14 protein-coding genes are annotated in these 12521 nt (G+C 72.9%); 10 read left to right on the forward strand and 4 right to left on the reverse strand.

What is annotated here, in order from left to right; genetic code table 11:
- The first annotated feature begins 1 nt into the window (after position 1).
- Complete coding sequence (locus PV343_RS10550) at positions 2–2605, forward strand: PA14 domain-containing protein (protein WP_319146574.1); 2604 nt, start codon at positions 2–4, stop codon at positions 2603–2605.
- Positions 2606–2726: 121 nt separating this feature from the next.
- The gene (locus PV343_RS10555; RefSeq protein WP_020937912.1) at positions 2727–2894 is read left to right on the forward strand and encodes a hypothetical protein; all 168 of its coding nucleotides are present in this window, start codon (positions 2727–2729) and stop codon (positions 2892–2894) included.
- A 33-nt stretch (positions 2895–2927) separates the two neighbouring features.
- Here PV343_RS10555 and PV343_RS10560 read toward each other — a convergent pair whose 3' ends face one another.
- Positions 2928–3770: a class I SAM-dependent methyltransferase gene (locus PV343_RS10560; RefSeq protein ID WP_319146575.1), complete on the reverse strand. Its 843-nt coding sequence runs from the start codon at positions 3768–3770 to the stop codon at positions 2928–2930.
- 85 nt (positions 3771–3855) lie between these two features.
- Complete coding sequence (locus tag PV343_RS10565) at positions 3856–4479, reverse strand: TetR/AcrR family transcriptional regulator (protein ID WP_319146576.1); 624 nt, start codon at positions 4477–4479, stop codon at positions 3856–3858.
- 145 nt (positions 4480–4624) lie between these two features.
- On the opposite strand from PV343_RS10565, the gene PV343_RS10570 reads away from it, so the two are divergent.
- The 3 genes from PV343_RS10570 to msrA all read left to right on the forward strand — a co-directional run bounded on the left by PV343_RS10570 (position 4625) and on the right by msrA (position 8413).
- Entirely contained in the window at positions 4625–6829 is a 2205-nt protein-coding gene (locus tag PV343_RS10570) for an MMPL family transporter (RefSeq protein WP_319146577.1), read from the forward strand.
- A 155-nt stretch (positions 6830–6984) separates the two neighbouring features.
- Complete coding sequence (locus PV343_RS10575) at positions 6985–7704, forward strand: LmeA family phospholipid-binding protein (RefSeq protein WP_319146578.1); 720 nt, start codon at positions 6985–6987, stop codon at positions 7702–7704.
- A 187-nt stretch (positions 7705–7891) separates the two neighbouring features.
- Complete coding sequence (msrA, locus tag PV343_RS10580) at positions 7892–8413, forward strand: peptide-methionine (S)-S-oxide reductase MsrA (protein ID WP_319146579.1); 522 nt, start codon at positions 7892–7894, stop codon at positions 8411–8413.
- Between the two features lie 60 nt (positions 8414–8473).
- Here msrA and PV343_RS10585 read toward each other — a convergent pair whose 3' ends face one another.
- Positions 8474–8953, reverse strand: coding sequence for a GNAT family N-acetyltransferase (locus PV343_RS10585; RefSeq protein WP_319146580.1), 480 nt, complete (start codon positions 8951–8953; stop codon positions 8474–8476).
- A 171-nt stretch (positions 8954–9124) separates the two neighbouring features.
- On the opposite strand from PV343_RS10585, the gene PV343_RS10590 reads away from it, so the two are divergent.
- Together PV343_RS10590 and PV343_RS10595 are read left to right on the forward strand one after the other, a co-directional pair.
- Positions 9125–9295, forward strand: coding sequence for a hypothetical protein (locus PV343_RS10590; RefSeq protein WP_020937905.1), 171 nt, complete (start codon positions 9125–9127; stop codon positions 9293–9295).
- Positions 9296–9471: 176 nt separating this feature from the next.
- Entirely contained in the window at positions 9472–10389 is a 918-nt protein-coding gene (locus PV343_RS10595) for a DUF6891 domain-containing protein (protein WP_319146581.1), read from the forward strand.
- Positions 10390–10548: 159 nt separating this feature from the next.
- Here PV343_RS10595 and PV343_RS10600 read toward each other — a convergent pair whose 3' ends face one another.
- Positions 10549–11520 carry an asparaginase gene (locus PV343_RS10600; protein ID WP_319146582.1) on the reverse strand — a complete coding sequence of 324 codons (972 nt, stop codon included), beginning with the start codon at positions 11518–11520 and terminating at the stop codon, positions 10549–10551.
- A gap of 315 nt (positions 11521–11835) precedes the next feature.
- Between PV343_RS10600 and rpmG the strand changes: the two genes are divergently transcribed.
- From rpmG to ykgO, 3 genes are read left to right on the forward strand one after another with little or no spacing between them, the layout of a single operon-like run.
- Positions 11836–12000, forward strand: coding sequence for a 50S ribosomal protein L33 (rpmG, locus tag PV343_RS10605; RefSeq protein WP_020937902.1), 165 nt, complete (start codon positions 11836–11838; stop codon positions 11998–12000).
- 48 nt (positions 12001–12048) lie between these two features.
- Positions 12049–12309, forward strand: a complete 261-nt coding sequence (locus PV343_RS10610) for a type B 50S ribosomal protein L31 (RefSeq protein ID WP_319146583.1) — start codon at positions 12049–12051, stop codon at positions 12307–12309.
- A gap of 34 nt (positions 12310–12343) precedes the next feature.
- Positions 12344–12466, forward strand: a complete 123-nt coding sequence (gene ykgO, locus PV343_RS10615; protein ID WP_020937900.1) for a type B 50S ribosomal protein L36 — start codon at positions 12344–12346, stop codon at positions 12464–12466.
- Positions 12467–12521: the final 55 nt, after the last annotated feature.

Consider the following 12521-nt stretch of genomic DNA (forward strand, 5'->3'; position numbering starts at 1 on the left):
CGTGCGCACCAAGCAACTCAGAAACCGCCTGTCCCTCCTGCTCGCGGCCGCGCTGGGCCTGGCCGGCCTGACCGCGGCCCCGACCGCCACCGCCGCCGAGGACCCCGTCGCGGTCCACGGCCTGAAGGGCGAGTACTACACCCAGTCCGCCCCCGGCGCCTTCGACTTCGCCCACCTCAAGGCCACCGGATTCGACCCCCGGCTGGACTTCGACTCCCTGGAGTCCCGGCTGAACTCGGCCACCGGGCAGTCCGACGACGTCAGCGTCCGCTGGACCGGCCGCGTCGTGCCGGAGAAGACCGGCGCCACCACCTTTTCGATCATCGGCGACAACGGATTCCGCCTGTGGGTCGACGGCAAGCTGGTCATCGACCACTGGGTCGACGACTGGGACCGCGAACAGAGCGGCACCCCGGTCGAGTTGACCGCCGGCAAGGCCTACGACATCAAGGTCGAGTACTTCGAGCACTACGGGGGCTCCAACCTCCACCTGCGCTGGACGCCGCCCGGCGGCACCAAGACCGCCGTGCCGCAGTCGGCGTTCCTGCTGCCCGAGGGCTACGCCTACGACGGCGCCATCGACACCACCGTCCTCAAGGACGGCCGCACCCTGCGACTGGACTTCGCCCAGTCCCTGGCCACCCCGGCCGCCGGCCTCACCGACCACCTGCACGCCGTCATCGGCGGCGCGGCCTGGCCGCTGGGCACCGCCCGCCCGGACCCGGCCGACCCCAGATCCGTGCTCGTCTCCCTGAAGCAGCCCGTGGTCGGCAACAAGTCCGGGACCGCGCCCGGCCTCGCCGACGTCCGCTACGACGGCCAGGGCGGTCTGTCCGGCACGGACGGCAACGTTGTCAGCGCCTTCTGGAGCAGCGGCGCCAACCACTCCACCTACGAGCTGCGCACCAAGTGGGCCGACGACGTCACCCCGGCCAACGCCCACCGCGAGTACCCGAGGCCCCAACTCACCCGCGCCTCCTGGCAGAACCTCGACGGCAGCTGGCAGTTCGCCGCGGCCAAGGCCGGCGAGGGGCCGCCGGTGGGCCGCACCCTCGGTGAGCGGATCCTCGTCCCGTACCCCGTCGAGTCCCAGCTCTCAGGGATCGAACGGCACGAGGACCGCATGTGGTACCGCCGCACCTTCACCGTCCCCGCCGGCTGGAAGATCGGCGACCACCGGCGGCTCCGGCTGAACTTCGGCGCCGTCGACTGGCAGGCCGAGGTCTACGTCAACGGCACCAGGGTCGCCGAACACAAGGGCGGCTACGACAAGTTCAGCGCCGACATCACCCACGCCCTCAAGCCCGGCCGCACCCAGGAGCTGATCGTCGGCGTCTACGACCCGACCGACGCCGCGAACGGGGAGAACCCGCCGCTCGGCAAGCAGCGCCTGGACCCCAGCGGCATCTGGTACACCCCGTCCTCCGGCATCTGGCAGACGGTGTGGCTGGAACCCGTCGCGTCCGACCACGTCGACCAGCTCAAGCTGACCCCGGACGTCGACGCCGGCACGCTCACCGTCGAGCCGCAGGGCGTGCGCGACGGGGTGCGGGTCACGGCGACCGCGTACGCCGGGAAGCGCAAGGTGGCCGCGGCGAGCGGCCGCACCGGTGAGCCCCTCACCCTGCGCATCCCGCACGCACGCCTGTGGTCGCCGGACGACCCCTTTCTGTACGACCTGAAGGTGAGCGTCGGTGACGACCGTGTCGGCAGCTACTTCGGCATGCGGTCCATCGCCGTCCAGAAGATCGACGGCGTCCCGCGCACGGTCCTCAACGGCAAGCCGGTCTTCATGATGGCCACCCTGGACCAGGGCTTCTGGCCGGACGGCCTGCACACCGCGCCGAGCGACGCGGCACTGGCCTACGACCTGAAGATGCACAAGAAGATGGGCTTCAACGCCGTCCGCAAGCACATCAAGGTGGAACCCGACCGCTGGTTCTACTGGGCCGACCGGCTCGGCCTGATGGTGTGGCAGGACATGCCGGCCATGACGGCGGGCGTGAACCCCTCGACCGCCGCTCGCGCCGAGTACGAACGCGAGATGAAGCAGATGATCGACGAGCACATCAGCAGCCCGGCGGTCGTCATGTGGGTGGTCTTCAACGAGGGCTGGGGCCAGTACGACGTCGGCCGCGTCGCCACCCAGGCCAAGTCCTGGGACCCGACCCGCCTGGTCGACAACATGTCCGGCCTGAACCTGGGCGCGGACGGCGGAGCCGGCGACATCATGGACGAGCACGGCTATCCGAGTCCGGCCCTGCCGCCGCACCCGGACGGCGAACGTGCCCTGGTGGCGGGCGAGTACGGCGGTCTCGGCCTCGCCGTGCCCGGTCACGCCTGGTCGGTGCAGCAGTCGTACGTCGACGTCGACCCGAGCACCTACACCGACGACTACCTGCAGAAGCTGGGCGAGGTGCACGCGCTGGCCTGCCGTGGCGGCAACGGCGCGGTGTACACGCAGATCACGGACGTCGAGGGCGAGCTGAACGGCCTGATGACGTACGACCGCAAGGTGGTCAAGCCCGACGTGCGCCGTCTGAAGGCGGCGCAGGACGCGCTGATCGACGACGCGTCGCGGCCGCAGCCGGCGGGCTGCGCCTGACATGCGGGCAGGGGTACGGGACCCCGCCTCCCCGCGAAGTCCCGCACCCCTGACCGGTCTGCACTCCGCGCGCCGGGGCAGACGGGGCAGGGAAGGAAGTTCTCACGAGAGGAATCCACCCATGCTCGGCATAGGCGCGGCCGTACTGTTCTTCATCGCGTTCCTCATCAACGCGGCGGACATCAGCACCAACCAGACGTTCTCCTCGGTCAACGTCATGCTGCTGGGGCTGACCGCACTGGCTCTGCACGTCGCGGGAATCGGCTCCACCTGGTCCCGCAGACGGTGAACTCGTCCCTTCGCCCCGGCCGGTGACCTTCCGTCACCGGCCGGGGCGTGGCGTGTCCGGGGCCCGCCCCCACGCCATCACCATGCCGGGGCCGAGTTCGGCGAGGTCCGGCGAGGAGAGGTAGGCCAGCGCCTCGTCGACGACGGAGGCGTCCACCAGCCCGGTCGCCTCCAGTTCGGGCCGCATCCGGCGCCACGTCTCCGCCCAGAACCGCGCGAGGGGGCCGCCCGCGACCAGCGGCGGGCAGCGCAGTTCGGCGGCGACGTCGCGCAGGCCCTCCTCCCGTAGGAAGCGCGGGTAGGCGGGGACGGACGACGTGTCGGTGCCGATCGTCGACCGCAGGGCTCGCCACATGGCGTCCATGGTCCGCCGGTAGGCGGAGGCGGGCTCCGCGGTGTCCGGCACCTCCACCGCGTCCCCGAGCACCAGCAGGCCGCCCGGGTTCAGCCATCCCGCGAGCCGCGAGACGAGCCGGCGCCGCTCGGGCAGGTGCATGAGGACGAACCGGGCGTGGATCAGGTCGAAGCCGCCCAGTCCCAGGCCCTCGTCGGTGAGGTCGGCGGTGACCACGCGCAGCCGCGGGTCCGTCAGGGCCTCCAGGCCGCTCGTGTCCCGGTCCAGGGCGACCACCTGCGCGACGTCCGCCTCCTGGAGCAGCCAGCGCGCCACGGTCCCGGTCCCGGCCCCCACTTCGAGGCACCGGCTGCCCGGCCCCACGCCGAGCGCCCGCAGCCGACTCGTCGTGAACGGGTCGAAGACCAGCGCGGCGGCGTCGATCCGCCCCGCCTCGGCGGGGTCCTCCGGTTCGAAGAGATCCTCTCCGTAGTGGCCCTCGCGGGCGGCGGCTCCGCCCGGCTCGGCACCGCTCGACGCCATGAGCGCTCCCTGCTCGTCGAAGCCCGGCCGCCGACTCCCGGCGACCCAGTCCAGACTGCACGGTGCGCGCCCGTTCCACGCGCCGTCACGGCCGTTCGACGGATCCCATCCCGCGCAGCAGGGCGAACGCCCGCCGCAGCGGCGCCGGTCCGGTGTCCTCGATGCCGGCCGCCCGGCGTGCCCGGCGGGTCCGCAGCACCGCGCGCACCGCGGACAGGGCGGCGCACGCGATCACGGCCGCCTGGAGGTCGGCGTCGGGCGTGTCGGGGGGCAGTCTGCGCCGCACCAGGACGGTGAGCCGTTCCTCGAAGTCGGAGAACGCCTGCACCAGGCGGGCGGTGACGACGTTCTCCAGGTCCTCCACCGGGTGGCCGAGGGCGGTCAGGGTGGAGGCGGAGAAGGGCTCGGCCGCCGCCAGCAGCGCGTTGCACACCGCGTCCAGGGGTTCCTCGTCCGCGGGCCGCTCGGACAGGGCGTTCTCGACGTAGGCGAAGATCTGCACGCCGTCCGGCAGCAGCAGCGCCTCCTTGCCGTCGAAGTAGCGGAAGAACGTGCGCACGGAGACGTTCGCCTGCGCGGCGATGTCCGCGACCGTCGTGCCCTCGAACCCCCGTTCCCGGAACAGCCGCGCCGCCCCCTCCAGCAGAAGGCGCCGGGTCTCCTCCTTCTTGCGTTCGCGCAGTCCAGCGGGGGTGATCTCACTCGGCATGGGGCGAGCCTCCCGCCCCGGTGTCGCCACTGTCAATCGACGCGCGTGCCACTCCGCCACAGGGAATGTCACCCATGCCAATTGTCATGCATGACACTTCGCCCTAGCATTCGTGTCACCCGTGACACTTTTCTTGGAGGCGAACGTGCCCCGACCCATCCGGCTCCTCCCCGTGCCGCCGGAAGGACGCGCCGAGACGCGCCCGTGCCCCCGGCCCGCCGAGGGGCAGGGCGCACTCGGCCGTCTCGGCGGCTTCTGCGCCCGGCATCCGGCCGCGGTCGTGGCCGCCTGGCTGCTGGTCCTCGTCGCCGCCCTGGCCGGACGGCACCTCGCCGCACCCACCTTCAGCGACCAGGTCAGCCTGCCCGGCACCGCCTCCCACACCGGCGCCGACCTCCTCGCCCGCTCCCTGCCCGAAGCCGGCCGGCCCAGCGGCCTCGTCGTGCTCCACACCGGCACCGGCACCGTCGCCGACCACGGGTCCGCGGTCGACCGCACCCTCGCGGACCTGCGCGGCCTGCCCCACGTCACCGATGCCTCCGCGCTCGTGACCAGCGCCGACGGCCGCACCGCCTACACCACCGTCTCCTTCGACGAACAGCTGAAGGACCTCGGCCACGCCTACACCGCGCGCCTCGACACGGCGACCGAGCCCGCCCGGGCCGCGGGCCTCGGCGTCGCCTACGGCGGCGACCTGGAACAGGTGGTCAGGGAACCCGCCGACGACAAACTGAGCGAGGGCGTCGGCGTCGTCACCGCCCTCGCCATCCTGCTCCTGGCCTTCGGCAGCGTTTTCGCCGCCCTGCTGCCCCTGGGCACCGCGCTGATCAGCGTCGGAGCCGGCCTGGGCATCGTCGGGATCGTCGCCGGCACGATCTCCTTCGCGACCTCCGCCACGACCCTCGCCGGCATGATCGGCCTCGGCGTCGGCATCGACTACGCCCTCTTCCTGACCACCCGGTTCCGCCAGGACCTCATCGACGGACACGAACCGGTCGAGGCCGCCGCCCGCACCGCCCGCACCAGCGGACGCGCCGTCCTCGTCGCCGCCCTGACCGTCGCCGTCGCCATGCTGAGCCTGTACGCGTGCGGACTCAGCTTCATCGGCAAGATCGGCCTCGCGGCCACCCTCGCCGTCGTCGTCACCGCCGCGGCCGCCCTCACCCTGGTGCCGGCCGCCCTCGGCCTGGTCGGCAGGCGCGTCGACACGCTCCGGTTGCGCCGCCTCGTCGCCGAGAGCACGGGGGAGCGGGACGGCTGGCACCGCTACGCCGCCCTCGTCGCCCGCCGCCCCTGGACCTTCCTCGCCGTCGGAGTCGCCGTCCTCGGACTGTGCTCCGCACCGGTGCTGTCCATGCGGCTCGGCCACGTCGACGCGGGCGCGGACCGGCCCGGCAGCAGCACCCGTACCGCCTACGACTGGATCGCGGACGCCGACGGGCCTGGCTTCGGCAAGGGCGCGAACGGCCGGGTCGTCGCCGTGGTCGACGTGAGCCGCGCGCACACGCCGGCCGACCGGATCTCCGCCGCCGTCACCACCGCGCTGAAGGACGCCGACGGCGTGGCGTCCGTCGCCCCCGTCCGGCCGAGCGACGACGGCCGGATCCTCGTCACCACCCTCACCCCGACCACAGGACCCCAGGACGCCGCCACCGCCGACCTGCTCCACACCCTCTCCGGGCACACGCTGCCCAAGGCGCTCACCGGCACGGGCGCCGAGGCCTACCTCACCGGCAGCGTGGCCGGACAGGCCGACTTCCGGACCACGGTCGGTGACCGGCTGCCGATCGTCGTCGGCATCGTCCTGGTGCTCGCCTTCCTGCTGCTCATGACCGTCTTCCGCAGCGTGGTGATCCCCCTGAAAGCCGTCGTCCTGAACCTGTTCACCACGGCCGCGTCCTACGGCGTGCTCGTCGCGGTCTTCCAGTGGGGCTGGGGCGACGCGCTGCTCGGCCTGTCGGAGCCGGTGCCCATCGAGTCGTACGTGCCCATGATGATGTTCGCCATCGTCTTCGGACTCTCCATGGACTACGAGATCTTCCTGCTGTCCCGGATCGCCGAGGCGTGGCACCGCACGGGCGACAACCGGCTCGCCGTGGGGGAGGGCCTGTCCGCGACCGCGCGCGTCATCTCCGCCGCCGCCTTCATCATGACCGCGGTGTTCCTCTCCTTCACCGCCTCGCCGACCGGCGTCGTGAAGATGCTCGCCCTCGGACTGGCGATCAGCGTGATCGTCGACGCCACCGTGGTGCGCCTCGTCCTCGTGCCCTCCGCCATGTTCCTCATGGGCAGGGCCAACTGGTGGCTGCCCCGCCGGCTCGACCGGATCCTGCCGGACCTGCACGCCTGACCTCGGCGGTCCCGGCGTTCGCCTCCCGAACGCCGAGACCGCCGTGACGCCCGGCCCCTGACGGCCGAGGCCGCCGTGCCGACCGGCCTCCGACGGCCAGGACCGCCGTGCCCTCGGCCTCGAACCCGACCGACCGATCCGGAGTGAGTGACCACGTGACATCGAACCACCGGCGAACGATCCGCCTCCTGGCCGCCGCGGCCGCCGCCCTGACCGCCCTGACCTGCGCGACCGACCTCCTCGTCGAGCACAGGACCGAGGAGCGGGTCGCCGCCCGGGCCGCGAGCCGGCTCAAGCCGCACGGACCCGTGCACGCCTCCCTCAGCACGCCGCTCGCGGGGCTGCGCACCCTCGGCGGCGAGGTGGGCGACGTCGAGGTGAGCGCCGCGGACGTGCACCGTCAGCACACCGTGATGGACGTGGCCGTGCGCCTGAAGGACGTCACGACGGACGGGGACACCGCCGGTGGCAGCGCGACCGCGACCGTCGGATACGACCAGGTGACCCGGCGCCTGGGCGCGCTGGGTGACGGTCTGACAGCCGGCGGGCAGGACGGGGACCTGGTCCTCGGCGGAACCGTCGGCCGCCTCGGTCTGCCGGTCACCGTGCGGGCCGGGCTGTCCACCACGTCCGGCGCGTTCACCGTCACGCCCACGACGGTGAACGTCCTCGGCCGCAGCGTCGCGGTGGCGGACCTCGACGCCCTTCCCGCCGCCTCGGGACTGCGGGACCGGCTGAAGCCCCGGACCGTGGCCGTCACCGGCCTCCCGCGCGGGGTGGCGCTGACCGCGGCGCACGCGACCGGGGACGGCCTCGCGCTCGACTTCTCGATCGCCGCGGGCCCGGTACCGGACGGAGCCGGGAAGACCGCCTGACCTCCGGAAAGAGGGGGGCGGCGGGAGGGGCGGCGCCGGGAATCATCCGAGCGGGTCACCGGTTGGACAGTACGGCGTGAGCGGCCGGTCGACCGGCCGCTCACCGACAGACAAGAGGCCGAACGACCGAGCGGCCGGCGCGTAGACGAACACGCCGGACCGAGGGTCCAGCACGAGGGAGCGACCGATGACAGTGGGAACCGAGCGAGCCGTACTCGCGGGCGGTTGTTTCTGGGGCATGCAGGACCTGATCCGCAAGCAGCCGGGCGTGGTGGCGACGCGTGTGGGCTACAGCGGCGGCGACACGCCGAACGCCACCTACCGCAACCACGGCGACCACGCCGAGGCCATCGAGATCCTCTTCGACCCCACGGCGACGAGCTACCGCGACGTCCTGGAGTTCTTCTTCCAGATCCACGACCCGACCACCCGGGACCGGCAGGGTAACGACATCGGGCGCAGCTACCGGTCCGCCATCTACTACGCGGACGAGGAGCAGCACCGCGTCGCCGTCGACACCATCGCGGACGTCGAGGCGAGCGGGCTGTGGCCGGGCAAGGTGGTCACGGAGGTCGAGCCCGTGGGCGACTTCTGGGAGGCCGAACCGGAGCACCAGGACTACATGGAGCGCTACCCGAACGGCTACACCTGCCACTTCCCCCGGCCGAACTGGAAGCTGCCCCGCCGGGCCTCCTCCGAGACGGTCTGACGGCGGTGAACGTCTGCCGACGCCGCTGAACGCCGGCTGACCCCGCGCCCGCCTCGCCCCTCACCGGCTGGGGCGGGCCCCCGGGACGGCCGCGGCGGCGACGGCCGGTTCGCGCACCATGAACACGTCGACGGCGTCCTCCGTCTCGACCGCGAACCCGTGCCGCTCGTACAGCCGTCGCGCCGGACTGCCCTGGAGCACGTTCAGCCGGACGAGGGTGCCGTCACGGTCGCACCGCTCCAGCAGCCCCCGCAGCACGGCGCCGCCGACACCGCGGCCCTGCGCGTGCGGCGCCAGATAGAAGTGCTCGAGCCGGTGCGCGTCCCCGGCCGGCCGCAGGGACACGCAGCCGGCGAACGCGCCGCCCGTCTCGATCACCCAGGTGTGCGCGGGCGCGAACCCGTCCCGCAGCCGTTGCCGCACCCGGTGCGCGTCGTACCGCCCGAGCCGCTCCAGATCCGCTCGCAGCACCACGGCCCGCAGTTCGGCCACGGCCTCGACGTCCGCCTCCGACGCCGGCCGGAACTCCCAGTCCACCATGATCGACAGGCTATCTCCCGGGCTCGGGCCGCTCGAACGCGTCCGCCGCCCCGATCCGTCGAACGATGGAGAAACGGGAACGTGTGCCCGCGTATTCGGTGAAGAAACAGATCGAATAGCGTGCGTGTTCGCCTGATCGCCGGGCACCAGGAGCAGCGGAGGTTGATAACTATGGTTCCCCTGCTTCTCGTTCTTCTGCTGGCCCTGATCCTCTTCGGCGCGGGCTTCGCGCTCAAGGCGCTGTGGTGGATCGCCGTGATCGTACTGATCGTCTGGGTGCTCGGCTTCGTGATCCGCTCCGCGGACAGCGGTGGCCGTCGGGGCCGTTGGTACCGGTGGTGACGTCGGCGGCGTTAGCCGGCCGACGGCCAGGGGTGCGCCGTGGCCCGGGGATCGACCCGGGCCACGGCGCACCCCCATGTACGCCCTCGTCCGCGCGCCCCCTGTCCGCCATGTACGCCCTCGTCCGCGCGCCCCCTGTCCGGCGCGTTGTCAGAGGGGTATGTCAGAGTCTGCGCATGCTCGATATCGCGGTGCGGACGGAGAACGGGGAGCGGCGCGTACGCGTGACCGCCGAGGAACTGGCCGGACTGGTCCGGCGTATAGGCGCTGAAGGCGACCACTTCCTGGTGGTCCAGCGCGTACCCGACCTGCCCGACGTCTTCGCCCAGGTCTGGCACGAGACCGGCGGTGACTACCAGTTGGAGTACCGCGCGGGTGCCGCCGACCGGCACTTCCAGGCGATGGTCGGCGCGGCCGAGGACGTGATCACCGTACTGACCGGCTGGGCGCGCCGAGAACCGGGGTGGGAGACCGGGCCGGACTGGGCGCCGCTGGACATGGGCCCCGTCCACGAGGTACCGCCGCTGGACCTCGACGACGCCGAGCGCGCGGAACTGGAGCAGCGCGTACGCCTGGAGCTCGCCGGTGGCTACGCCTCCCGAGACGAACTGGCCGAACTCGCTGAGGAGTACCTCGTGACGGCGGACCGCCGGCCCGTGTCGCGTGAGCAGGCGAGGGTGCTGGCCGACGGGCTGTGGCTCGAGCGTGTCGCGGAGCAGGCCGGATGGCAGGGCGAGACGGACCCGGAGCGCCTCACCCGCGCCTTCACCGCCCTCGATGAGGCCGGTGTCACCGCCCGCGAGAACTTCACCTGCTGCCGCAACTGCGGCCAGTCGGAGATCGGCGGCGAGGCCGAGCCCGGCGCCCGCGGCTTCGTCTACTTCCACTCCCAGTGCACGGAATCCGCGGCGGAGGGCCACGGGCTGGCGCTCCTGTACGGCGGCTTCGACAGCTCCGCCGAGACCACCGCGGCCATCGGCCACGAGGTGGTGGCCGCCCTCGAGGCCGCCGGCCTGCACACCGAGTGGGACCGCGACCCGTCCCGGGCCATCACCGTCACACCGCTGGACTGGCGCCGCCGCCTGGTCGGTTAGGGCCGCCGCCCTCGTCGGGGCCGTGCAGTCGGGCACGCCGTCGAGCGGTTCGGGACAGCTGCCGCTCGCCCGGGGCGCCCGGTACGTGACACGGCCCGTCGGCTCGAGTCACGGCCGGCTCAGGACGCGGCCGACCGGTTCAGGGCGCGGCCCTCCGGCTCAGAACACCGCCCGTACCTCTCCCACCTCCCGACCGCCGCCCAGCAGCGGCACATGGCCGACGCGCTCCGTCACCGGTGCCGTCACACCGGCCAGGCGCAGTGCGCGGGCCAGTGCCGGGCGCAGCGCGCGGACGGCGCCGTCGTCGATCTTCAAGGCCAGTGCCCGGCCGTCGGGCAGCGCGAGGCCCTGCACCGCCTCCGCGCCCACCTTGGACAGGGCGCCGGGTATCTCCCGCATCAGCCAGGTGTCGTGGCGCCGGGTGCCCGCGACGTACTCGGGATGGGCCCGCATGGCGTCGGCGACCCGCCGCTCCGGGGTGCCCGGCTCGGCCAGGACGAAGGACCGGAAGGCGCGGGCGAGGCCGGTCAGGCTGAGTGACATCAGCGGGGCCCCGCAGCCGTCGGTGCCGACGGCGGCCACCGGCTCGCCGGCCGCTTCCTCGACCACCGTCCGGATGAGCTGCTGGAGCGGGTGGGCGGGATCTAGGTAGGAGTCCAGCGGCCAGCCCCGCAGCGCGGCGGCGGCGAGCATCGCCGTGTGCTTGCCCGAGCAGTTCATGGTCACGCGGTCGGGCCCCTGGCCCGCGGCGAGGCGGGACTCCAGTTCCTCCTGGTCCAGGGGAAGGGACGGCGGGCACTGGAGGTGTTCGGGACCCAGCCCGTGTTCGTCGAGCATCCTGCGCACCAGGTCGCGGTGGAAGGCCTCACCGGAGTGGCTCGCGGCCGCCAGGGCCAGCCGCTCGCCCGCGAGGTCCAGACCGGCCCGCAGCATGCCCGCGGCCTGCATCGGCTTGTTGGACGAGCGCGGGAAGACCGGTGAGGTCACGTCGCCGAGGGCCAGTTCCACCGAGCCGTCGGCGGCGAGCAGCACGAGGCTGCCCCGGTGCCGCCCCTCGACGAATCCGGAGCGGACGACCTCGGCGAGGACCGGGTGGGTGACGGGGGCGTCGGCCATGGCGGGCTGGGGCATCGGCGGTGACCTTCCGTGCGCGGGTCGGGCCGACCTGTCGGGCCGGCCGCCCGGGATCGCCGAAGCCACCGGTCAGGTGGGCAGGTCGGCCACCTGGACTTCGGCGCCACGCTACCGGCGGTGGTTCGCGCGCCGCAGCCGCCCGGCCGGGAATGACCGCGGGGCCCCCGCGGTTGCAAGGGCTGTCGTGAGGGGCGGCCGGAGGTCCGGCCGGGACCCCGGACGGCAAGCGGGAATACCGGGGCACCCCGCACGGTTGAGAGCAATAGATGACATGCCCAGGTCAATCACGAGGGCATGTGAAGGGAGGACCTCATGGCACGCAGCACCGCGCGTCCCGTCGTCAAGCTGAAGTCCACGGCCGGGACCGGCGTCACCTACGTGACGCGAAAGAACCGCCTCAGCGACCCCGACCGGCTCGTCCTGCGCAAGTACGACCCGGTCGCTGGCCGGCACGTCACCTTCCGCGAGGAACGCTGAACCACGCCGTCCGCCCACCCGGCGGACGGCACCGAGGAGAGAAGCACCATGAGGTCTGGCATCCACCCCGAAACCCGGCCCGTCGTCTTCCGCGACCGCGCCGCCGACGCGCTCTTCCTGACCCGTTCGACCGCCACGGCGTCCAAGACGATCGTGTGGGAGGACGGCGTCACCTACCCGCTGATCGACGTGGAGGTCTCGTCGGCCAGTCACCCCTTCTACACCGGCACCGCGCGCGTCATGGACAGCGCCGGCCGCGTCGAACGCTTCGAGCGCCGCTACGGCCGCCGGGCCACGCCGCGCCGCTGACCGCGGCACATCCCCGCACGAGGAGCACCCCGCCATGAAGGTACGCAGGTCACTGCGCTCACTGAAGTCGAAGCCCGGCGCCCAGGTGGTGCGCCGCCGCGGCACGGTCTTCGTCATCAACAGGAAGAACCCCCGCTTCAAGGCGCGCCAGGCCTGACACCGCGCGCCGAGAAGGCGACCGGCCCGGTCCCCCTGCCCTGGGGACCGGGCCG

Origin of the sequence: Streptomyces sp. WI03-4A (assembly GCF_033792105.1) — a bacterium.
GTDB classification, from domain to species: domain Bacteria; phylum Actinomycetota; class Actinomycetes; order Streptomycetales; family Streptomycetaceae; genus Streptomyces; species Streptomyces collinus_A.

What these genes read in the sequence shown, in the direction of transcription:
- PV343_RS10555 (WP_020937912.1), top strand. Translation starts at nt 2,727, where the DNA reads ATGCTCGGCATAGGCGCGGCCGTACTGTTCTTCATCGCGTTCCTCATC.
- msrA (WP_319146579.1), top strand. Translation starts at nt 7,892, where the DNA reads ATGACAGTGGGAACCGAGCGAGCCGTACTCGCGGGCGGTTGTTTCTGG.
- PV343_RS10610 (WP_319146583.1), top strand. Translation starts at nt 12,049, where the DNA reads ATGAGGTCTGGCATCCACCCCGAAACCCGGCCCGTCGTCTTCCGCGAC.
- PV343_RS10565 (WP_319146576.1), bottom strand. Translation starts at nt 4,479, where the DNA reads ATGCCGAGTGAGATCACCCCCGCTGGACTGCGCGAACGCAAGAAGGAG.
- PV343_RS10600 (WP_319146582.1), bottom strand. Translation starts at nt 11,520, where the DNA reads ATGCCCCAGCCCGCCATGGCCGACGCCCCCGTCACCCACCCGGTCCTC.
- PV343_RS10590 (WP_020937905.1), top strand. Translation starts at nt 9,125, where the DNA reads ATGGTTCCCCTGCTTCTCGTTCTTCTGCTGGCCCTGATCCTCTTCGGC.
- PV343_RS10585 (WP_319146580.1), bottom strand. Translation starts at nt 8,953, where the DNA reads ATGGTGGACTGGGAGTTCCGGCCGGCGTCGGAGGCGGACGTCGAGGCC.
- PV343_RS10595 (WP_319146581.1), top strand. Translation starts at nt 9,472, where the DNA reads ATGCTCGATATCGCGGTGCGGACGGAGAACGGGGAGCGGCGCGTACGC.
- ykgO (WP_020937900.1), top strand. Translation starts at nt 12,344, where the DNA reads ATGAAGGTACGCAGGTCACTGCGCTCACTGAAGTCGAAGCCCGGCGCC.
- rpmG (WP_020937902.1), top strand. Translation starts at nt 11,836, where the DNA reads ATGGCACGCAGCACCGCGCGTCCCGTCGTCAAGCTGAAGTCCACGGCC.
- PV343_RS10560 (WP_319146575.1), bottom strand. Translation starts at nt 3,770, where the DNA reads ATGGCGTCGAGCGGTGCCGAGCCGGGCGGAGCCGCCGCCCGCGAGGGC.